Origin of the sequence: Streptomyces sp. NBC_00525, assembly GCF_036346595.1 — a bacterium.
Lineage (GTDB): Bacteria > Actinomycetota > Actinomycetes > Streptomycetales > Streptomycetaceae > Streptomyces.
In genome coordinates, this window is sequence record NZ_CP107834.1 from 3,368,090 (window position 1) to 3,388,685 (window position 20,596).

The 20,596-nt window shown below is 71.7% G+C and carries 19 protein-coding genes; 14 read left to right on the forward strand and 5 right to left on the reverse strand.

Going from position 1 to position 20,596, the window contains the following annotated elements:
- The first annotated feature begins 36 nt into the window (after positions 1–36).
- Positions 37–591: a GbsR/MarR family transcriptional regulator gene (locus OG710_RS14790; protein ID WP_330239752.1), complete on the forward strand. Its 555-nt coding sequence runs from the start codon at positions 37–39 to the stop codon at positions 589–591.
- Positions 592–624: 33 nt separating this feature from the next.
- On the opposite strand, the gene OG710_RS14795 is transcribed toward OG710_RS14790, so the two are convergent.
- Entirely contained in the window at positions 625–1,476 is an 852-nt protein-coding gene (locus tag OG710_RS14795; protein WP_330239753.1) for a diacylglycerol kinase, read from the reverse strand.
- A gap of 186 nt (positions 1,477–1,662) precedes the next feature.
- Between OG710_RS14795 and OG710_RS14800 the strand changes: the two genes are divergently transcribed.
- The 4 genes from OG710_RS14800 (at position 1,663) to dnaN (ending at position 6,414) form a co-directional block, all read left to right on the forward strand.
- The gene (locus OG710_RS14800; RefSeq protein ID WP_111329959.1) at positions 1,663–2,946 is read left to right on the forward strand and encodes an adenylosuccinate synthase; all 1,284 of its coding nucleotides are present in this window, start codon (positions 1,663–1,665) and stop codon (positions 2,944–2,946) included.
- A gap of 231 nt (positions 2,947–3,177) precedes the next feature.
- Complete coding sequence (locus OG710_RS14805; protein WP_330242255.1) at positions 3,178–4,050, forward strand: glycoside hydrolase family 19 protein; 873 nt, start codon at positions 3,178–3,180, stop codon at positions 4,048–4,050.
- A gap of 185 nt (positions 4,051–4,235) precedes the next feature.
- Positions 4,236–5,135, forward strand: a complete 900-nt coding sequence (locus OG710_RS14810) for a glycoside hydrolase family 19 protein (protein ID WP_330239754.1) — start codon at positions 4,236–4,238, stop codon at positions 5,133–5,135.
- 136 nt (positions 5,136–5,271) lie between these two features.
- The gene (dnaN, locus tag OG710_RS14815) at positions 5,272–6,414 is read left to right on the forward strand and encodes a DNA polymerase III subunit beta (RefSeq protein WP_330239755.1); all 1,143 of its coding nucleotides are present in this window, start codon (positions 5,272–5,274) and stop codon (positions 6,412–6,414) included.
- Between the two features lie 53 nt (positions 6,415–6,467).
- Here dnaN and OG710_RS14820 read toward each other — a convergent pair whose 3' ends face one another.
- Positions 6,468–8,453, reverse strand: a complete 1,986-nt coding sequence (locus tag OG710_RS14820) for a serine/threonine-protein kinase (protein ID WP_330239756.1) — start codon at positions 8,451–8,453, stop codon at positions 6,468–6,470.
- A 143-nt stretch (positions 8,454–8,596) separates the two neighbouring features.
- Between OG710_RS14820 and OG710_RS14825 the strand changes: the two genes are divergently transcribed.
- Both OG710_RS14825 and OG710_RS14830 read left to right on the forward strand, forming a co-directional pair.
- Positions 8,597–9,313: a GntR family transcriptional regulator gene (locus tag OG710_RS14825; protein WP_330239757.1), complete on the forward strand. Its 717-nt coding sequence runs from the start codon at positions 8,597–8,599 to the stop codon at positions 9,311–9,313.
- Between the two features lie 107 nt (positions 9,314–9,420).
- Entirely contained in the window at positions 9,421–10,071 is a 651-nt protein-coding gene (locus OG710_RS14830; RefSeq protein ID WP_111329967.1) for a hypothetical protein, read from the forward strand.
- Between the two features lie 27 nt (positions 10,072–10,098).
- On the opposite strand, the gene OG710_RS14835 is transcribed toward OG710_RS14830, so the two are convergent.
- Entirely contained in the window at positions 10,099–10,881 is a 783-nt protein-coding gene (locus tag OG710_RS14835) for an SLATT domain-containing protein (protein WP_111329968.1), read from the reverse strand.
- A 395-nt stretch (positions 10,882–11,276) separates the two neighbouring features.
- Between OG710_RS14835 and OG710_RS14840 the strand changes: the two genes are divergently transcribed.
- The 7 genes from OG710_RS14840 to OG710_RS14870 all read left to right on the forward strand — a co-directional run bounded on the left by OG710_RS14840 (position 11,277) and on the right by OG710_RS14870 (position 17,726).
- Entirely contained in the window at positions 11,277–11,615 is a 339-nt protein-coding gene (locus OG710_RS14840; protein ID WP_111335347.1) for a YbaB/EbfC family nucleoid-associated protein, read from the forward strand.
- A 100-nt stretch (positions 11,616–11,715) separates the two neighbouring features.
- A complete protein-coding gene (gene recR, locus OG710_RS14845; RefSeq protein ID WP_018514171.1) occupies positions 11,716–12,315 on the forward strand; it encodes a recombination mediator RecR in 600 nt (199 codons plus the stop codon).
- A 92-nt stretch (positions 12,316–12,407) separates the two neighbouring features.
- Positions 12,408–13,067 carry a DUF5063 domain-containing protein gene (locus OG710_RS14850; RefSeq protein ID WP_111329969.1) on the forward strand — a complete coding sequence of 220 codons (660 nt, stop codon included), beginning with the start codon at positions 12,408–12,410 and terminating at the stop codon, positions 13,065–13,067.
- 238 nt (positions 13,068–13,305) lie between these two features.
- Entirely contained in the window at positions 13,306–14,577 is a 1,272-nt protein-coding gene (locus OG710_RS14855; protein WP_330239758.1) for an aspartate kinase, read from the forward strand.
- The gene (locus tag OG710_RS14860; RefSeq protein WP_330239759.1) at positions 14,574–15,638 is read left to right on the forward strand and encodes an aspartate-semialdehyde dehydrogenase; all 1,065 of its coding nucleotides are present in this window, start codon (positions 14,574–14,576) and stop codon (positions 15,636–15,638) included. The genes OG710_RS14855 and OG710_RS14860 overlap by 4 nt, the downstream gene beginning before the upstream one ends.
- 382 nt (positions 15,639–16,020) lie before the next feature.
- Positions 16,021–16,596: a SigE family RNA polymerase sigma factor gene (locus tag OG710_RS14865; protein WP_330239760.1), complete on the forward strand. Its 576-nt coding sequence runs from the start codon at positions 16,021–16,023 to the stop codon at positions 16,594–16,596.
- Positions 16,593–17,726, forward strand: coding sequence for a hypothetical protein (locus tag OG710_RS14870; RefSeq protein WP_330239761.1), 1,134 nt, complete (start codon positions 16,593–16,595; stop codon positions 17,724–17,726). Before OG710_RS14865 ends, OG710_RS14870 begins: the two co-directional genes overlap by 4 nt.
- 51 nt (positions 17,727–17,777) lie before the next feature.
- Here the strand turns inward: OG710_RS14870 and OG710_RS14875 are convergent, their stop codons facing one another.
- Positions 17,778–18,617 carry an SURF1 family protein gene (locus tag OG710_RS14875; protein ID WP_330239762.1) on the reverse strand — a complete coding sequence of 280 codons (840 nt, stop codon included), beginning with the start codon at positions 18,615–18,617 and terminating at the stop codon, positions 17,778–17,780.
- Between the two features lie 72 nt (positions 18,618–18,689).
- Entirely contained in the window at positions 18,690–20,573 is a 1,884-nt protein-coding gene (locus OG710_RS14880) for a S9 family peptidase (RefSeq protein WP_330239763.1), read from the reverse strand.
- Between the last annotated feature and the right edge of the window lie 23 nt (positions 20,574–20,596).

The window sequence follows — 20,596 nt, forward strand, 5'->3', positions numbered from 1 at the left end:
AGTGACAGACAGTGGCCACAGAGGGAGTGGAGCGGGATGAGCGGCGAATCCGCGGCGGCGAGCGCACCGAAGGCCGTGGTCCGGAAGCCGGAGGACCGCGACGCGGAGGCGGTCGCCCGCTTCGTCGAGCGCTTCGCGTCCGAGATGACCGAGGCGGGGATGCAGCGCATGGCGTCCCGCGTCTTCGCCGCCCTGCTCGCGGACGACGACGCCTCCATGACGTCGGCGGAGCTGGCCCTGGCCCTGCAGATCAGCCCGGCCGCCGTCTCCGGCGCGATCAACTACCTGACCCAGGTCAGCATGGTCGGCCGCGAACGCGAACCGGGCTCGCGCCGCGACCGCTACCGCCTGCACAACGAGATCTGGTACACCACCTTCGCCAGCCGCGACCAGGTGCTCACCCGCTGGGAGCGCACGCTCAAGGAAGGCGCGCGCACGCTCGGCGAGCACACCCCGGCCGGTGCCCGGATCGCCGAGACGGCGGCCTTCTTCGAATTCCTCCAGGCGGAGCTGGAGGGGCTGATGGGCCGCTGGCACGAGCACCGCAAGACCCTCGACCTGCCGACGGGCACCCCGGACGAGGGCGCCTGACGAAGGCCCCGGCCCCCGCCCCCGGAGCGCCCGTCACTTCGCCGGAAGCACCAGCCCCCAGGCCCCCGCCCGTACCGTCCACGTCCGCGTCCGCACCGGCCCCGCCACCTGTATGTCCGCCCGGTAGCGGAAATCCGCCCCCGACACCGTCACGGCCTTCGCCTCCGCGGTCACCGGAGCGGTGTCCGGCGCGTCGATCGTCACGGCGGCCACACCCCCGTCACCGCACCCGGAAGTCACCGTCACCGAGGCGACCGGACGGTCCAGGTCGTTCAGCACGACGCCGTCCGCCTCCACCCGCAGCCGGTGCGTCGCCGCCCCGCCGATCGGCTCCGGGGGAGCGGGACGCACCAGCGTGCGGACCAGGGAGCGGCAGGTGTCCCAGACGGCGGTCATGCCCGAGCGGTCGGCGCCCGTCCCCGGCGCGCCGTTCAGCGCGGGGATGCGCAGCGCCCCCAGGACCACGCCGTCGCTGTCGTCCACGAGCAGGTCCAGCCGGCGCACCGCCCCGTCCAGGGCCGTGCGCGCCGCCGCCACGGCACCGTTCGGCACCCCCAGCGAGTGGGCGAGCTCCAGCGTGTCCGACGCGCCCACCGGCACCAGCGAGAGCGCGCTCATGGCGGGCTCCCGCTCCCGGTGCAGCAGGGACACCGCGCGCCGCAGCGCCCGGTCGTCGCCGATCACCACCGGCCGCCGGCCACCCCGGCGGGCCAGCGCGCGGGCGAATTCGCCGGGGCTGTCCGGGAGACAGATCTTCGCGTGCGAGCCCGCGCTCAGCACGTCCTTCGCGATGCGTACGGACTCGCCGTCCGTCCGGCGGGCGACCGGATCGACCACCACCAGCAGATGGGGCGCGCCGTTACCGGGGGGCTGGGCAGCCGACACCTCGGACCTTCCTCGGGTAGCATCTTGGTGCAAGAGCCCCTTGCGCTATTGCGCCAGGGGTTTCGTCTATACCGGGGCAACCGGTTCGACGGTTCGGACTGTGCCGTACAACGACGTACGGCATGTACGGCGTTCTCGTACGCCCCCTGACCTTGGACATGCCCCGCCCGGAAGGGGTGTACGCCTGTGCCCGCACTTGTGCTGCTCGGTGCTCAGTGGGGTGACGAGGGCAAGGGAAAGGCCACCGACCTCCTCGGTGGCTCCGTGGACTATGTGGTGCGCTACCAGGGCGGCAACAACGCCGGCCACACGGTGGTCGTCGGCGACCAGAAGTACGCACTGCATCTCCTCCCCTCCGGCATCCTGTCACCGGGATGTACCCCCGTCATCGGCAACGGTGTCGTCGTCGACCCGGCGGTCCTGCTCTCCGAGCTGAGTGGGTTGAACGACCGCGGCGTGGACACGTCGAAGCTGCTGATCAGCGGTAACGCTCATTTGATCACCCCGTACAACGTCACCGTCGACAAGGTGACGGAACGGTTCCTCGGCAAGCGCAAGATCGGCACCACCGGGCGCGGTATCGGCCCGACGTACGCCGACAAGATCAACCGGGTCGGCATCCGCGTCCAGGACCTCTACGACGAGTCGATCCTGGAGCAGAAGGTCGAGGCGGCCCTGGAGCAGAAGAACCAGCTTCTGGCCAAGGTCTTCAACCGGCGCGCCATCGAGGCCGGCAAGGTCGTCGAGGACATGCTCCAGTACGCGGAGCAGATCAAGCCGTACGTCGCCGACACGACGCTCATCCTGAACAACGCCATCGACGAGGGCAAGGTCGTCCTGTTCGAGGGCGGCCAGGGCACGCTGCTCGACGTCGACCACGGCACGTACCCGTTCGTCACCTCGTCGAACCCCACCGCGGGCGGCGCCTGCACCGGGGCCGGTGTGGGCCCGACCAAGATCACGCGCGTCATCGGCATCCTCAAGGCGTACACCACCCGCGTCGGCGCCGGCCCGTTCCCGACGGAGCTGCACGACGAGGACGGCGAGGCGCTGCGCCGGATCGGCGGCGAGCGCGGTGTCACCACCGGCCGTGACCGCCGCTGCGGCTGGTTCGACGCGGTCATCGCGCGGTACGCGACGCGGGTCAACGGCCTCACCGACTTCTTCCTCACCAAGCTGGACGTGCTGACCGGCTGGGAGCAGATCCCGGTGTGCGTGGCGTACGAGATCGACGGCAAGCGCGTCGAGGAGCTTCCGTACAGCCAGACCGACTTCCACCACGCCAAGCCCGTCTACGAGATGCTGCCGGGCTGGTCGGAGGACATCACCAAGGCGAAGACCTTCGGCGACCTGCCGAAGAACGCCCAGGCGTACGTGAAGGCGCTGGAGGAGATGTCCGGCGCCCCGATCTCCGCCATCGGCGTCGGCCCCGGCCGTACCGAGACGATCGAGATCAACTCCTTCCTGTAGTCGCGGGGATGTACGGAGGGCCGGGGCGGCGGTTGAGCCCCGGCCCTCCGGCGTATCGGCCCCGGCCGTCCGGTGTGTGCGGACCGAAGGAGCAGGCTGGTCTAGACCTTGACAGGTCCAGACCAGCGACGGTTGGGTGCAGGGTGCCCGTACGGCCCGCCCGCCGAGGTGTGCGGCGAGCCATGCCCGTCCTCGTCGAAGGAGTGAGCAGCTCTGAACCGCATCAAGAGCATCCTGACCGTACTGAGCGCGGTCGTCGCGACCGCGGCCTTTCTGCCCGGCGCCGCCACCGCCGCGCCGGCCGCATCGGACACCGTCGCGTCCGAGGCGTGCGCACCGCTGTGGAAGTCCTCGACCGCCTACAGGGCGGGCGGCACCGTCTCGCACCATGGCCGGAACTGGACGGCGAAGTGGTGGACGCAGAACGAGAATCCGGGCGCCACGAGCGTCTGGGCGGACGACGGCGCGTGTACAGGGGGAGTGTCCGACTTCGTCATCAGTGAGGAGGAGTTCGACGAGATCTTCCCCAAGCGCGACTCCTTCTACACCTACCAGGGCCTGATCGACGCGCTGCACGCGTACCCGCGCTTCGCGAACACCGGGACCGAGCAGACCAGGAGCCGCGAGGCGGCGGCCTTCCTGACGCACGCCGACTTCGAGTCGGTCGGGCTGCAGTACGTGAAGGAGATCAACGAGGACAACTACTGGATCAAGTGCGACTACAGCCAGCCGTTCGGCTGCCCGGCGGGCCAGTCCGCGTACTACGGGCGCGGGCCGATCATGTTCAGCTGGAACTTCAACTACAAGGCCGCGGGCGACGCGCTCGGCCTCGATCTGCTCAACGACCCGTGGATGGTGGAGCGCGACCCGTCGATCGCCTGGCAGACGGCGCTCTGGTACTGGAACACCCAGAACGGCCCCGGCACCATGACGTCCCACGAGGCCATGGTGGGCGGCGCGGGCTTCGGTGAGACGATCCGCTCGCTCAACGGCGCGCTGGAGTGCGACGGCGGCAACCCCGGCTCGGTGCAGGCGCGGGTCGCCAAGTACGAGCACATCACGGATGTCATCGGCGTCGCCCCGGGCTCCGGCCTTACCTGCTGACGCTTTCTCAAACCCCGGAACGACCGCGGTCCCGCATCGCGGACAGGTTCCGGGGTTTTCCACTCCGCGGGGTCGATTTGCTGGTCTAGACCTTGACAGGTCCAGACCAATCGCGCTTGAGTGACCGCAACCCCCCACAGCGGCGCACCGCGACGATCCGTGCGCCGCGACGAAGGAGTGTGCAGATGTACCGACGCATCATGGGCCTGCTCGCCGCGCTGGGCGCGGTCGTCGCGGGACTCGTCGTACTCCCCGCCACCACGGCATCGGCCGCCGACTGCGCGGCCCCCTGGAGCGCCAACTCCGTGTACACCGGCGGCGGCACCGCCTCGTACAACGGGCACAACTGGACCGCCAAGTGGTGGACGCAGAACGAGAAGCCCGGCAACTCCGACGTGTGGTCCGACAAGGGCGTGTGCGGCGGGAACGACGGCGGCACGGACCCGGGCGACCCGGGCACGCCTTCCGACTTCGTGGTCACCGAGGCGCAGTTCAACCAGATGTTCCCCAACCGCAGTTCCTTCTACACGTACAGCGGGCTGGTCGACGCCCTGGGCGCCTACCCGGGCTTCGCCAAGACCGGCAGCGACACCGTCAAGAAGCAGGAGGCCGCGGCCTTCCTCGCCAACGTCAGCCACGAGACCGGCGGGCTGGTGTACGTCAAGGAGCAGAACACCGCCAACTACCCGCACTACTGCGACAGCAGCCAGCCCTACGGCTGCCCGGCCGGCCAGGCCGCGTACTACGGGCGCGGTCCGATCCAGCTCAGCTGGAACTTCAACTACAAGGCCGCGGGCGACGCGCTCGGCATCGACCTGCTGGGCAACCCCTACCTGGTCGAGCAGAACTCCGCCGTGGCCTGGAAGACCGGCCTCTGGTACTGGAACACCCAGAACGGCCCCGGCACCATGACCGCGCACAACGCCATGGTGAACGGTGCCGGATTCGGTGAGACGATCCGCTCCATCAACGGCTCGCTGGAGTGCAACGGCGGCAACCCTGCCCAGGTCCAGAGCCGCATCACCAAGTACCAGGCGTTCGTGCAGATCCTCGGCACCACGCCCGGCTCCAACCTGAGCTGCTGACCGACGAATTCACTCGTGTGGGGGATGCCCCCGGCCTCGTGGCCGGGGGCATCCCCCACCGCGTTGTCAGTGGTGGCCTCTAGCGTCGGAATCGTCAGCGGCACAGGCGGTCGGCGCACGAGGAGAGGTCACCACGATGGAATTCAGGATCGAACGCGGCGAACTGACGAACGCCGTGGCCTGGGCCGCCCGCGTGCTGCCCACCAGGTCGCCCGTGCCCGTCCTCGGCGGCCTGTTGCTGGAGGCGGCGGACGACGGGCTGACCATCTCCGGCCTGGACTACGAGGCGTCCGCCCGTATCGAGGTCGGTGCCCGGACCGGCCGGCCGGGAAAGGTCCTGGTCATGGGCCGCCGGCTGCTGGACGTGTGCAAGGTGCTGCCCGAGGGGCCGGTGGAGTGCGCCGTCGAGGGCTCGCGGTTCACGGTGAAGGGCGGGGACGCCGGCTTCGGCCTGTCGGTCCTCCCGCTGGACGACTACCCCGCGCTGCCGCCGCTGCCCGAAATCCTCGGCGAGATGGACGGGCAGGAGTTCGCGGCGGCCGTCGCCGATGTGTCGGTGGCCGCCGGCCGGGACGACACCCTTCCCACGCTCACCGGCATCCGCCTGGGCCTCGACGGCGAGCGGATGACCCTGGCGGCCACGGACCGCTACCGCTTCGCCGTCCGTACGCTCGACTGGCGTCCCGCCTCGCACGGCGTCACGGCGGACGTCGTCGTCTCGGCCCGCCGGCTCAGCGAGATCGCCCGCTCGGTCGGAGCCCGCCCCGGTACGGTCCGCCTCGCCCTGGACGGCGGCTCGGCCGGCTTCGAGCGGGAGGGCATGCGCACCACGGTCCGGCTGCTCGACGGACGGCTCCCGCGCCACGACAAGCTGTTCCTGCTGAACGGGCCGGTCAGCGCGGTGACGGAGCTCGAACCGCTGATCGAGGCCGTGAAGCGGGTCGCGGTGGTGGCGGACGGCGACAGCCCCCTCCAGTTCGCCTTCACCGCCGACTCCGTCCTGCTCCAGGCCGGTTACGAGGACGACGTCGCCTCCCAGCGGCTGCCCGCCGCGCTTCGGGGCGCCGACGAGATCACCGTCGCCTTCAACCCGTCCTACCTGATGGACGCGCTGGCCTCCTTCGACGCCCCGATAGTCCGGTTCCATCTGATGGGCCAGGGCCAGCGCGCCATGCTCACCGGGCACCCGGACCACGAGGACGCGGCCGCCGCCGCGGACGGAGCGGGGGACACCGTCCACCAGCACCTGCTCATGTCCGTCCGGCCGCTGGTCCAGTGAGGACGGGGGCGCGGACGGCCGGCGACGGCCGCCCCGCCCGGCCCGGCGGCCCGTCAGCCGGTCTTCGTGTACGTGAGCTTCTCGCCGCTGGACGTGTTCTCACGGCTCAGCCGGCCGTCCGGGAGCAGGGTGAGCGTGGTCGGCGCGCCCGGAGAACAGGAGGCCGCGGGCTCGCCCTCCGTCACGGTGGAGGGGCCGATGTCGACCGACTCGCCCTCGGCGGCCTCCTCCGTCAGCGCCGCCTCGAAGACGCAGTGGTAGGTGCCACCGCCGGCGAGCGGGCCCTCGGCAGTCAGGGTGAGCACGGTTTCGCCCACCTCGCCCTGGCGGATGACCAGTTCACGGGTGGAGTGCCCGGTGGCGTTGTCGATGCTGCCGGACCAGGAGCCCAGGTAGCCCTCGGGGATGCCGCCCTCCACATCGACGTCCGGCGACGGGCTCGTGGAGACATCGGGGGAGGGGGAGACCTCCACGGTCTCGGTCGGGGTGGGGCCGGTCGAGCGGGTGGGCTTCGGCGCGGGCGCGTCGCCCCTGTCGTTCATGAGCGCGTAGACGGACCCGCCGGCCCCTATCGCGACCAGTACGGCGACGACGATCAGCGCGATGGTCGAGCCGCTGCGCCTGCGGGCCGGCTCCGGGGCGGGGGCCGGATGCTGGGTGCCGGTGGGGTAGCCGGGGCCGTACGGCGGTGTGGAGCCGGGGCCGGGCTGCTGCGGGAAGCCGTAGGGGTAGCCGTGGACCGGGCTCGGCTGCTGCGGGTGGCCGTAACCCTGGCCGTGCTGGGGCTGCTGCGGGGGGCCGAAGCCCTGGGCGTGCTGCGGCTGGACCGGCTGCTGCGGGTATCCGTAGCCTGGCGGTGGCGCGGGCACGGCGACAGGCGGCGGTCCGCTCGGCGGGGTGGCAGGCCCCGCCGGGGCGGGGAGCGCGTGGACCGGACCGGGCACGGGCTGCGCGGGAGCCTGCGGCGGGACGGCCGGCCCGGCAGGGGCGTCGAGCACCTCGGTGGCGGGCTCGGCGGAGGGCGCTGCAGGTACGGCGGGCGGGGTCGACTTGCCGAGGAGTACGCCGCCATCCGGCCCGAACCCGGCCGGCACCGCGTCCTCCGGGTCCTCCGAGTCCAGCAGCTCCACCGCGTGCCGGCCGAGCTGGGCGATGAGCGCGCCCGGCAGCCAGGGCTCCGTGCCGGTGTCGCCGTCCGCCAGCAGCGCCAGCAGGTCGTCCGTGGACGGTCTGGCCCGCGGGTCCTTGTGCAGACAGCCCCGTATGAGGTCGTCGAGGCCCGGGGTGACGCCGGTCAGGTCCGGGTCCTCCTGCGCGATGCGGAACAGCAGGGCGTGCATCTCGTTGGCCGCGGCGCCGAAGGGCAGCCGCCCGGTCAGGGCGTACGTCAGCACCGACCCCAGACAGAACACGTCGCTCGCCGCGCTCACCCGCTCGCCCCGCACCTGCTCCGGGGACATGAAGCCGGGCGAGCCGACCAGCGCGCCGGTCCGGGTCAGGCCGCCGTCCGTGACAGTGTCCAGGGCCCTGGCTATCCCGAAGTCGATGACGCGCGGACCGTCGATCGTGAGGAGGATGTTGGAGGGCTTCAGGTCCCGGTGGATGAGCCCCGCCGTGTGGATGTCCTTGAGGGCGTGCGCCAGCCCGGCGCCGAGAATGCGTACGGACCGCTCCGGCAGCGGCCCGTACGTGCCGGGGGCCTGCCCGGACGCGGCGCCGGACCGGCCGGAGACGGTGGTGTGCAGGGAGGGCCCGGCCACATAGCCGGTCGCGACCCACGGCACATCGGCCTCCGTGTCCGCGTCCAGCACGGGCGCGGTCCACCGGGAGCCCACCCGGCGGGCGGCGCCCACCTCCTGCCGGAACCGGTCGCGGAACTCCTGCTGGGCGGCCAGCTCCTCGCGTACGAGCTTGAGCGCGACCGTGCGGCCGCGGTCGGAGCGGGCCAGATACACCTGGCCCATCCCCCCGGCGCCGAGGCGCCCCAGCAAGCGGTACGCCCCGATGCGCTGTGGGTCGGTGGACCCGAGCTTCTCCATGGTGTGCGGCCTCCCCCGTACGACAACACGCCGGACGGGGACGAGAATAGCGGCGTGGATCGGCCCGCCGGGGCCCCTCCGGGGCTCCGGTCCGGTACGGCCCCGGTCTAAGGTGACCCGGTACCGAATGGGGGAGGGGCGCCATGTGCGCGAGCGGAGCCGTCACCCGCAGCACCCTGCGGCAGCAGATCGCGGACGCGCTGCGCGACGAGGTGCTCGCCGGGCGTCTGCTGCCGGGGCGGGAGTTCACCGTCAAGCAGATCGCCGAGCAGTACGGGGTCTCCGCGACGCCCGTCCGCGAGGCGCTGTTCGACCTGTCCGCGCAGGGACTCCTCGAATCCGACCAGCACCGGGGCTTCCGGGTGCACCAGTTCTCGATCGCGGACTACCGGGCGATGGTGGAGGCCCGCGCCCTGGTCATGGACGGGGTCATCCGGGACGTCTTCCACGACCCCGTCCCGGAGCGGCGCGGCGACTACCGGGACGCGCTCGTCTCCGTACGGCGCCGGGCCGAGGAGGCCGCCCGCGCCGCGCGCGGCGGTGACCTGGATATCCTGATCGGCTACGACCTGCGCTTCTGGCGGGAACTGGGCGGGCTCATCGGCAACGGGTACATCAGCGACTTCCTGCAACGGCTGCGCGTCCAGGCCTGGGTGTTCGCCGTGCCGTACCTGCGGGGCGACGCCGACCTGCGGAACTGGCTGTGGAACGGCCACACCGACCTGGTCGCCGCGATCACGCACCGGGACCGCGACGCCCTGCGGACGGCGATCGACGACTACAACAGCCACGCACTGGACTGGGCCGACCGCCTCTCCGAACCCGGCACGGCCGCGGGGGGCCCCGGAGCCGGTGGCTGAACCCCGCCCCGCTCGGGACGCAGGTCACGGGCGGCCACTGTGCGTGCGGTGCCCGCCGCATTACGCTGTCCCGACCACCGCACGCCCCCGTTGGAGAGCGAGACTTCGTGGCCTGTGACCTGTGGCTGGTCCCCCTCGTCGATGTGCTGTGCCAGAGCCCCGACAACCCGTTCGCCGAAGAGATCGCCCTCTACGACAAGGCCCTGGGCGAGGCGGGACTCCCGCCCGTCCCCGTCTACGCCTACATGCCGGGGCTGACCGGGGACGTGGCTCCGGTGGCCGGCTTCGACTACGACGCGCTGCATCTGCTGCGCCGCGCCTATCTGCTCCAGCTCAGCGGCCTCGCCGTCGCCCCGGTCGACGAGCTGGGCGGCGACTACGAGCAGTTGCTGGAGATGTTCGAGCAGACGGCCCGGCAGTCGCATCTGGTGTGGCACTTCGACCACGCGGGGGCATACGTCCCGCTCGACTTCGCCGCCCCCGTCTCCACCGACGACCTGCTGGCGGCGGGCGGCCCGCTCGGTTCGGCGCACGGGCTGCTGCGGGAGCTGGAGTTCGTCGCCCCGGCCCTCGGCATCGACCCGGCGAACCCGCCGGCCGCGCCCCTGCCGCCCGCCGCCCCCACCGAGCTGGAGGAACCGGCGAACTCCGTCCCGTACGACGACGATCCGTTCGCCCGCGAGCGCCACGTCTGGCTCGGCCTGCACGCGGCGGTCACCCGCAGCCTCGCCCAGGGCTCGATGATCGTCTTCAGCTGACCCGGCCGCCCCGGAGCCCCGCACCGGTCAGCGCGGGGACTCCGGCGGCCGCTGCCGCGGCATGTTCGGCCGGCCCATCGACTGGAGCGGGAAGCGGTGCGTCGTACCCGGCTCGGGGCGCCCGTTCCCCGAGCCGCCGGAGACCAGGGCCTGCATCCCCAGCGGCGCGGGACCGGCCCGGAACTCCACCATCCAGTCGGCCGTCTCCGACCGGACCAGCTCCGTGATGTCCTCGGAGAAGCGGCGCAGCACGCCCAGACAGCGCTCGGTCGCCTCGCTCGCCGTCCCCTCGGTCGGCCCCAGCACCTCCCGTACGCACTCCGAGGACCAGTCGAACCGCAGCACCTGGAGCCGGCGCTGCACGGCCTGCGCCGTCGCCAGATTCCTTATCCAGCCCGAGGTCAGTCCGAAGTACCGGTCACACGCCATGCAGGCGGCGCCGAGCAGCAGCGACAGGTAGCCCCAGCCCGCCGCGCCCTCCAGCGCTCCCGTCAGGTCGAGCAGCGGCAGGGCGGCGCCCGCGACCACCCCGGCCGCGGTGCCCAGCCGCAGCGCCCTGGCGGCCCGCCGCTTCCACAGCCGGTCGTTCAGATACCAGTCGGCGGTGCGCAGGGCGTCCGCCTCCAGCCAGCGGTAGAGCTCGTCCAGCCGCTGGGACGGTTCGCCCCAGTCGCCCAGCGGGAACGGCTCCCCGGTCAGGTCACGGCCCCGCCCCGCACGGCTCCCGGCGCCGGAGCCCGTGCCGGAAGGAGCGGCCGCGCCCGCCTGACCGGGCGTGCCGGACTTGCGGGGCGGCACTTCGGGCTGCATCTCCGGCTGACTCACCGGGGTACTCCTCTGCATGCTGCATATAGCGACGCGTGCTCTCGACCGCGTACTCGACGACGGGGCGGACCCTGCTCTGCTCCCTGGCTGCTCCCTGCCTCCGGACGCGACGGGCAGTCCCCCGTGCGTAACCATGCGTGACGGGAAGTATGCGCGTGTGTACCGGGGCGCATGCCCTTCCTACCGCCGAATGGTGGGCCGTGGGATCGAAATCGCGGTATTCCCGCGTGCGTACGGCCTCTGGTCAGGTATAGGAGTCACGGCACCACTTCCCGGATCTCACTCGAAAGAGTTGCGTCCCGGCGGGTGGGGCGTACCGCCCGGTGACCACGTAGGCTCGGCGTACCGAAACATTTGTCGTCGAAATGCCTGGAGTGACCGTGATTCCCGGTGGTGGTCAGCCCAATATGCAGCAGCTGCTGCAGCAGGCCCAGAAGATGCAGCAGGAGCTGGCGCGGGCGCAGGAGGAACTCGCCAGGACCGAGGTGGACGGACAGGCGGGCGGCGGCCTGGTCAAGGCGACGGTCAACGGCTCGGGCGAGCTGCGCGGCCTCGTGATCGACCCGAAGGCGGTGGACCCGGAGGACACCGAGACCCTCGCGGACCTCGTCGTCGCGGCGGTCCAGGCGGCCAACGAGAACGCCCAGCAGCTCCAGCAGCAGAAGCTCGGGCCGCTGACCCAGGGCCTGGGCGGCGGAGTGCCCGGCCTGCCGTTCTGACCGGCCGTACACCCGAGGCCGCCGGCCGCATACCCAAGAGCGTACGTAGCCCCTACGGTACGTACCACGACTCAGCCGACTCAGTCAGGAAGGCGTTCCGTTGTACGAAGGCGTGGTTCAGGACCTCATCGACGAACTGGGCAGGCTGCCCGGCGTCGGTCCCAAGAGCGCGCAGCGGATCGCCTTCCACGTCCTCCAGGCGGAGCCCACGGACGTGCGGCGCCTCGCCCATGCCCTCCTGGAGGTCAAGGACAAGGTCCGCTTCTGCGCGGTCTGCGGCAATGTGGCCCAGCAGGAGGAGTGCGGCATCTGCCGCGACCAGCGGCGCGACCGTTCGGTCATCTGCGTGGTCGAGGAGCCCAAGGATGTCGTCGCGATCGAGCGGACCCGTGAGTTCCGGGGCCGCTACCACGTGCTGGGCGGGGCGATCAGCCCCATCGAGGGCGTCGGGCCGGACGATCTGCGCATCCGCGAGCTGCTGGCCCGCCTCGCGGACGGCTCCATCACCGAGCTGATCCTGGCGACCGACCCCAATCTGGAGGGCGAGGCCACCGCGACGTACCTGGCGCGGATGGTCAAGCCGATGGGCCTGCGCGTCACCCGGCTGGCGAGCGGCCTGCCGGTGGGCGGCGACCTGGAGTACGCGGACGAGGTCACCCTCGGACGCGCCTTCGAGGGGAGGCGGCTGCTCGATGTCTGAGGCGCCCGCCACCGCGGCTCACAAGGGCTTTATGTTCCGCGCGGTTATCGTCTACCCACCGTCTCCGACCGTGCACACGGGAGGTCTCCTCGATGTCTGACGCCACGTTGAACACCGTCACCCAGGACCCCGGCGACTTCGCGGTCCAGATCGCCGACCAGATCAAGACGTTCATCGTCGCGGTCACCGAGGTGTCCAGGGTCGAGGAGCCGGAAGAAGCCGTTCCGGTGCTGCTCCTCCAGGTCTCCCAGCTCCTGCTGGCCGGCGGCCGGCTCGGCGCGTACGAGGACATCCTCCCCGACGAGCGCTACGAGCCGGATCTCGGCGCCGAGCCCGACGCGGACGGCCTGCGGGAGCGCTTCGCGGCCCTCCTGGAGCCGATCGACGTCTACTCCGAGGTCTTCGACCCGTACGAGCCGCGCAAGGCCCCCGTCGCGGCCCGTATCTCCGACGACCTGGCCGACCTCGTCACCGATCTGCGCCACGGTCTGGCCCATTACGAGGAGGACCGCACCACGGAGGCCCTGTGGTGGTGGCAGTTCTCCTACTTCTCCAACTGGGGCTCCACCGCGTCGGCCACCCTGCGCGCCCTCCAGTCCCTGATCGCCCACATCCGCCTCAACCAGCCCCTCCAGGAGCTGGACGGCCTGGACACCGACCAGGACGCCGGCGACGAGGACCTGGCCGAGGAGGCGGGCCGCGTCATGGTCGAGGAGATCGCGGGCCCGCTGGGCCTGCGGCCGGTGAAGTAGCGGGAGGCCCCGGCCGGCCTCCGGGGGCGGGTGCTCCACCGACGACCGTGTGTGGCCTGGGCCACAAAGGGGAATGCGTACGGGTTCGGTGGGCAGCAGGGCGGTACGAGCGGTTCGGAGCGACACGCCGACGATCAAGTGGTGAGCGGGACATCTCACCATGTGGTACCAGCGGGGCGTTTCCGGGCTGCTCGTTAAACTGAGCCGACCGCAGTAATGGACTGAGCGAGGAGCGCACGTGGGCCTTGTCGTGCAGAAGTACGGAGGCTCCTCCGTAGCCGATGCCGAGGGCATCAAGCGCGTCGCCAAGCGAATCGTCGATGCCAAGAAGAACGGCAACCAGGTGGTTGTCGTGGTGTCAGCGATGGGCGACACGACGGACGAGCTGATCGATCTCGCCGAGCAGGTATCCCCGATACCGGCCGGGCGTGAGTTCGACATGCTGCTGACCGCGGGAGAGCGGATCTCCATGGCGCTGCTGGCCATGGCGATCAAAAACCTGGGCCACGACGCCCAGTCGTTCACCGGCAGCCAGGCAGGCGTGATCACCGACTCGGTCCACAACAAAGCGCGCATCATCGATGTGACGCCGGGCCGTATCCGCACGGCGCTGGACGAGGGGAACATCGCGATCGTCGCGGGGTTCCAGGGTGTGTCCCAGGACAAGAAGGACATCACCACCCTCGGCCGCGGCGGGTCCGACACCACCGCCGTCGCCCTCGCGGCGGCGCTGGAAGCCGACGTCTGCGAGATCTACACCGACGTGGACGGCGTGTTCACCGCCGACCCGCGGGTCGTCACGAAGGCCCGCAAGATCGACTGGATCTCCTTCGAGGACATGCTGGAGCTGGCCGCGTCCGGCTCCAAGGTGCTGCTGCACCGCTGCGTCGAGTACGCACGCCGTTACAACATTCCGATCCACGTCCGCTCGTCCTTCTCCGGACTGCGCGGAACCTGGGTCAGCAACGAGCCGCAAGGGGACCAGAAGGTGGAGCACGCGATCATCTCCGGAGTCGCCCATGACGTCTCCGAGGCCAAGATCACCGTCGTCGGCGTGCCCGACAAGCCGGGCGAGGCCGCCGCGATCTTCCGCACGATCGCGAACGCCGAGGTCAACATCGACATGGTGGTGCAGAACGTCTCCGCCGCTTCGACCGGCCTGACCGACATCTCGTTCACGCTGCCGAAGGCCGAGGGCCGCAAGGCCATCGACGCCCTGGAGCGCAACCGCGGCGTCATCGGCTTCGAGTCGCTGCGCTACGACGACCAGATCGCCAAGATCTCCCTGGTCGGCGCCGGTATGAAGACCAACCCCGGTGTGACCGCGGGCTTCTTCGAGGCGCTGTCCGACGCCGGTGTGAACATCGAGCTGATCTCGACGTCCGAGATCCGCATCTCGGTGGTCACCCGCGCCGACGACGTCAACGAGGCCGTGCGCGCCGTGCACACCGCCTTCGGTCTCGACAGCGACTCCGACGAGGCTGTCGTGTACGGGGGCACCGGCCGATGACCGGACGCCGCCCTTCGCTCGCGGTCGTCGGTGCGACCGGGGCGATCGGTGGCGTCATGCTCCAGATCCTCTCGCAGCACGCGGACGTCTGGGGCGAGGTCAGACTCGTCGCCTCACCGCGTTCGGCCGGCCGCAAGCTGGTCGTACGCGGTGAGGAGAGCGAGGTCCTCGAACTCACCGAAGAGGTCTTCGAGGGCATCGACGTGGCCCTGTTCCTGGTGCCCGCCGAGGTCTCCGCACGCTGGGCGCCGCTCGCCGCGTCCAAGGGCGCCGTCGTCATCGACGACTCCGCCGCCTTCCGGATGGACGGCGACGTTCCGCTCGTCGTGCCCGAGATCAACCCGCATGCCGTACGGATGCGGCCGCGCGGCATCGTCGCGAACCCCAACTGCACCACGCTGGCGCTGATCGTCGCCGTCGGCGCCCTGCACGCCGAGTTCGGCCTGCGGGAACTGGTCGTCTCCTCCTACCAGGCCGTCAGCGGCGCCGGACGCGACGGCGTCGCCGTGCTGCGCGAACAGCTGTCGATGGTGGCCGGTACCGAACTCGGTACGAAGCCGGGCGACGTACGCCGCGTCGTGGGCGACACGCACGGCGGCCCGTTCGCCGCGCCCGTCGCGCTCAACGTCGTCCCGTGGGCCGGGACGGACGCGGGGGACGGCTGGTCCTCGGAGGAGCTGTCCATCCGCGACGAGTGCCGCAAGATCCTCGACCTGCCGGCCCTGCGGGTGTCGGCGACCTGCGTGTACGTCCCCGTCGTCGCCACGCACTCCATGTCCGTGCACGCGCGCTTCGAGAACGAGGTCGCGGTCGACCGGGCCCACGAGATCCTGGCGACGGCCCCCGGCGTGGTGCTGTACGACAGCCCCGGCGCCGGCGACTTCCCGACCCCTTCCGACGTGGTCGGCACCGACCCGACCTGGGTCGGCCGGGTACGGCGCTCGCTGGACGACCCCCGCGCGCTGGAACTGTTCGTCTGCGGCGACAACCTGCGCAAGGGCGCGGCACTCAACGTGGCCCAGATCGCGGAGTCGGTGGCCGCCGAGTTCCCCCGCTCCTGACCAGTCGTGATCATGAGGTCCGGATCGAACCCGTTTCGTACTTTCTGTGAACGATCTGTGAGCAACTCGCTGGTCTGAACCTCTTGAGCTGGGCAGTCGCCGTGACAGACGATGACCTTTCGGTTCGTTGCAACCGCGGGTCGGACGCCGGGCGTCTAAGCGGTCACTTCTTGCGCGGCGGGGCGCATGTGCGGGGCATCTGGGAAGAGCGGGTTCGTATGAAGGCGTATCGCAGGGCTTCAAACGCGGTGCCGAATGCGTACAACCCTGGCGGGGGGAAGCGTGTCCAACTGGCGTGGCAGAGGTTCTCGATATCACAGTGGTGGGCCCCTTGCGCGGCACTTCGGTGCGACCGCGCCGACGAGCCCGCGCAGCCGGTGGCATGCCCGTGATCGCGCCCATGCCCGCCGCGCGTCAGACGGGGCTGCCGTCGCAGCGCGAGGGCGCTGAGGAGAGCGTGGCAACCGGCACCACCGTCGACCATCTCACCGAAACCTACCGCGCCCACTACCGTTCGCTGCTCGGCCTCGCGGCCCTGCTGCTGGACGACACGGCGTCCTGCGAGGACGTCGTACAGGAGGCGTTCATCCGCGTGCACTCGGCGCGCAACCGGGTCCGCGAGCCCGAGAAGACCCTCGCGTATCTGCGCCAGACCGTCGTCAACCTCTCGCGTTCCGCGCTCCGCCGCCGCATCCTCGGGCTGAAGCTGCTCTCGAAGCCGATGCCGGACATGGCGAGCGCCGAGGAGGGGGCGTACGACCAGCTGGAGCGGGACGCCCTGATCAAGGCGATGCGCGGCCTCCAGCGGCGCCAGCGCGAGGTGCTGGTCCTGCGCTACTTCGCGGACATGACCGAGGCTCAGGTCGCCGAGACGCTGGGGATATCCCTGGGTTCGGTGAAGGCGTACGGCTCGCGGGGCATCGCGGCCCTGCGCGTGGTGATGGAGGCGCAGGTATGAGCCGGCGCGACGGCCACCACGAGGAACCGGGCGCACGTCCTGCCGAGGACGGCGACACGGTGGGCTTCACGACCCCGGCCGACCTGTTCGGCGGGGGCGGCATCGACGAGGAGGCGCTGCGCGACATGATGCGCGGCGCCGTGCGGGGCCTGGAGCCGAGCGAGGACAGCCTCGACCGGCTGCATCGCGCCGTGCCCGCCCGGCGGGCCCGGCGACGGCAGGCCCTGGTGGGTGCGGCCGCCGCCGCGCTGCTGATCGGCACCGCGATCCCCGCGTTCGTGCACGTCGCCAACTCGAAGGGTTCGAGCACCGCGAGCCCCGCCATCGTCGGCCACGGCGAACAGGCGCAGGGCGGGAACGGGGACGAGCCCGGCACCGACTCCGGCAACGGCGGCGGTGGCGAGCCCGGCGAAGGCCACCCGAACGGCGGGCAGGGCGTTCCGCAGAACACCGCGAGCCCGACCGACAGCAGTGTCCGGGGCCAGGACGGCGACACGGCAGGCGCCTCCGCCGACCCGGCCGCCAGCGCACAGGGCACCATGCCCGCCTGCGATCCGGGGCAGCTCGGCGTGAAGTCGGCCGGTACCGGCGCCGCGGGTGCCGACGGCACGGTGTACGGGTCCTTCCGCATCGCCAACGTGTCCAGCGAGGAGTGCGCGGTGAGCAGCGGGGGCACCGTGGGCTTCGAGGCCATGGGCGCCGCCGACCCGACCCGTATCCAGGTCGTCCGGCACACCGAGGGCGACCCCGCGTCCGGGCTTCCCGACCCCGCGACCGAGGAGGCCATGATGCTGCTGAAGCCGGACATGGTCTACGAGGTGCAGTTCGCGTGGGTGCCCAAGGACACCTGTCCGTCCACGGGGACCACGCCCTCCCCGACGCCGACGGACGGCGCGGCGGGCGCCGGCAACGGCGGCTCCACCGGGGCCGCGGTCACCGGCGGCGGCACGGGCGAGAGCGAGACGGGCACGGAGCCCCAGTTCGGCGCCGCGGACGGCGTGGGCACCGCGCAGGGCAGCATCTCCGTGCGGCACACCCCGGAACCGGGGGCCCCGATCGCGACGACGAAGATCGACAACGCGTGCGCGGGCACGATCTACCGCACGGGGGTCCTGGAACCTTCGTCGTAGGACGGGGCGGCAACGGGGCGGGTCGGTGGCCGGAAGGGTTGACGGCCCCGCTCACGCTCCGGAAGGGGCCTCCGTGTCGGGGACCAGGCCCAGCTTCACGTCCCTGGCAGCCTCGGCCTCGCGCCGGACCAGTCGGAACCACATGAAGACCACGAACGCGGCGAAGACGAACCACTCACCCGTGTAGCCCAGGTTCTGGAACGCCTTGAGGTCGAGCCCGCCACCCTCCGGCGCGGAGGCCGGCACTGGGCGCAGCGCGATCGCGCCGGACCGGGAGCCGTCGCCCGACCCCGTGGCGGCGGCCGTGCCCGAGGCGCCCGCGTCGCTCTTCGGGAGCGTCACCCACGCGTCGTACACGTCGTACGGCACGAGGTTGACCAGCGACGCGGCGCTGATCATGCCCACCTGGCCGTCCGGCAGCCCGCCCGTCGCGCCGACCCCCGAGCTGCCGGCGTTCTCCGACGCCTGAAGGTCGCCGGTCACCGTGACCTCACCGGCCGGCGCGGGCGGCACCCGGGTCCGGCCGGGCTCTCCGGGCAGCCAGCCGCGCACCACCGGAAGGGCCTTGCCGCTGTCGGTCCGCAGCATGTCCAGGACGTAGAAGCCCTTGCGGTCGTCCAGTTCGCGGCCGGGCACCAGGAAGCGGTCCGCGTACCGGCCGGTGGCGGTGGCGGGCCGGCCGGAGGTCTCCGTGGTCACGGGCAGCAGCTCGTCGAGCGGCGCGGCCGTCCGGCTGCCCGGCTCCGGCTGCTCCTGCGCGGCCTCGTGCGTCTGCACGCGGTCCTCGAAACGGCCGAGCTGCCAGGTGCCCATGAACACGCAGAACGGGATGGCCAGCACGACGAAGAGGTTGATCCCCCACCATCGCGGGGTCAGCAGGAACCGGTACACCCCTCCACGGTACGGTCTCCGCTCCGGCCGACCGGAGCGGGGGCACCCGGAAAGCCCGCCTTTATCCGCCCCCTACGCCCCGCCGACCGGCACCTCCTCGCCGCTCGGGTCACCGGACCCGGCGGAGGAGGCCCCCGCGAGGTGGCGCCGGGCGAATTCGAGCTCCAGCCGGACCTGCTTGATCCGCTCCTCCACGACGAGCGAGCCGTGGCCCGCGTCGTACCGGTAGACCGCGTGCACGGCGCCGCGGTCCTTGAGCCGGTCCACATAGTTCTCGACCTGGCGGATCGGGCAACGCGGGTCGTTGACGCCGGCCGAGATGTAGACGGGCGCCCGTACGGCGTCGACGTACGTCAGGGGCGACGACGCCTCGAACCGCTCGGGCACCTCCTCGGGTGTCCCGCCCAGCAGGGTGCGGTCCATCGCCTTCAGGCCCTCCATCTCGTCGTGGTACGCCGTGACGTAGTCGGCCACGGGGACCGCCGCCAGGCCGAGGGCCCAGTCGCCGGGCTGCGTACCGAGGCCGAGCAGGGTGAGGTAGCCGCCCCAGGAGCCGCCGGCCAGGACCAGCTTGGCCGGGTCCGCGAGACCGGACTTCACGGCCCACTCCCGGACCGCCGCGATGTCCTCCAGCTCGATGAGCCCGACCCGGTGCTTCAACGCGTCCGTCCAGGCCCGCCCGTACCCGGTCGAGCCGCGGTAGTTGACCCGTACGACCGCGTAGCCGTGGTCCACCCAGGCGGCGGGACCGGCCGCGAACGCGTCGCTGTCGTGCCAGGTGGGGCCGCCGTGGATCTCGAAGACCGTGGGGAACGGCCCCTCGGCGGGGGCCGCCGGGCGCTGCACGAGTGCGTGAATCCGGCCGCCGGGCCCGTCCACCCAGACGTCCTCGACCGGCACCGACCCCGGCGCCTTGGCCCCCGGCGGGTCCAGCACCACCGCACCGGTCGTGGAGCGGACGACGGGCGGCTCGGCCGCCGACGACCACAGGTACTCCACCGTCCCGTCCGGCCGGGCCGTGGCGCCCGAGACCGTACCGGTGGGCGTCTCCACCCGCACCAGCCGGCCGTCGGCCGCGACGGGCTCGTACCGCCACAGCTCGCTACGGGCCTCGAAGCCGTGCTCGATGAGCAGCGCGGAGCCGTCCGGATACCACTCGGCGCCCACATCGCCCGGCAGGTCGATGGCCAGATCCGTCTCCGTGCCCGCCACCGGGTCCCAGATCATCGGCTCCCAGCGGCCGCGCCTCTGGTGCCCGACCAGCAGCCGGGGGTCACCGGCGACCGGGGCGAATCCGAGGACCGCGAGCCCCAGCTCCTTGGTACCGCCCTCGGTGTCGTCCAGCTCCGCGACCGTCGTCCCGTCCGGCCGGACCACGCGCAGGGCGGAGTGCATCGCGTCCCCGTGCTCGGTGTGCTCCAGCGCGATCAGCGTGCCGTCGCGGCTGAGGTCCCCGACCCCGGCCGACTCGCGGTGCCGGTAGATCTCGACGGGGGCCTCACCTGGCCGTACGACATGGACCGTGGTGCCGTCCTCGTCCGTCGACCGGCCGATGACCGCCGTACCGTCCCGGCCGATCGCCAGCCCGGCCGGGTAGGACGGTTCGAGACCGGGGGCGGCCGGCGCGGTCTCCGCGTCCGCCCCGCCGCGGAACGGCCGCCGTATCCACACCCCGAACTCGTCCCCGTCCGTGTCGTCGAACCACCACACGGACTCGCCGTCCGGCGTCAGCACGCCGTCCGTCGTCCCATTCGGGCGATCGGTCACCTGGCGCTGCTCGCCGGTCGCCCGGTCCCAGGTGTACAGCTCGTAGGTCCCCGTCGCGTTGGACACGAACAACGCGCGGTCCGGCGCGTCCTCGGCCCAGTCGGGCAGCGACACACGGGGAGCCCGGAAACGCTGCTCCCACAGGGGTACGGATGATGCGGTCGTCGGCGAACCACTGGCCTCAGTCATGACCCCATTCTGCGCAGAACCGC

Bases quoted from the DNA above. Each gene is read 5' to 3' on its own strand.
- OG710_RS14790 (WP_330239752.1), top strand. From the start codon at position 37: ATGAGCGGCGAATCCGCGGCGGCGAGCGCACCGAAGGCCGTGGTCCGG.
- OG710_RS14810 (WP_330239754.1), top strand. From the start codon at position 4,236: ATGTACCGACGCATCATGGGCCTGCTCGCCGCGCTGGGCGCGGTCGTC.
- dnaN (WP_330239755.1), top strand. From the start codon at position 5,272: ATGGAATTCAGGATCGAACGCGGCGAACTGACGAACGCCGTGGCCTGG.
- OG710_RS14820 (WP_330239756.1), bottom strand. From the start codon at position 8,453: ATGGAGAAGCTCGGGTCCACCGACCCACAGCGCATCGGGGCGTACCGC.
- OG710_RS14825 (WP_330239757.1), top strand. From the start codon at position 8,597: ATGTGCGCGAGCGGAGCCGTCACCCGCAGCACCCTGCGGCAGCAGATC.
- OG710_RS14835 (WP_111329968.1), bottom strand. From the start codon at position 10,881: ATGCAGCCCGAAGTGCCGCCCCGCAAGTCCGGCACGCCCGGTCAGGCG.
- OG710_RS14850 (WP_111329969.1), top strand. From the start codon at position 12,408: ATGTCTGACGCCACGTTGAACACCGTCACCCAGGACCCCGGCGACTTC.
- OG710_RS14860 (WP_330239759.1), top strand. From the start codon at position 14,574: ATGACCGGACGCCGCCCTTCGCTCGCGGTCGTCGGTGCGACCGGGGCG.
- OG710_RS14865 (WP_330239760.1), top strand. From the start codon at position 16,021: ATGCCCGTGATCGCGCCCATGCCCGCCGCGCGTCAGACGGGGCTGCCG.
- OG710_RS14870 (WP_330239761.1), top strand. From the start codon at position 16,593: ATGAGCCGGCGCGACGGCCACCACGAGGAACCGGGCGCACGTCCTGCC.
- OG710_RS14880 (WP_330239763.1), bottom strand. From the start codon at position 20,573: ATGACTGAGGCCAGTGGTTCGCCGACGACCGCATCATCCGTACCCCTG.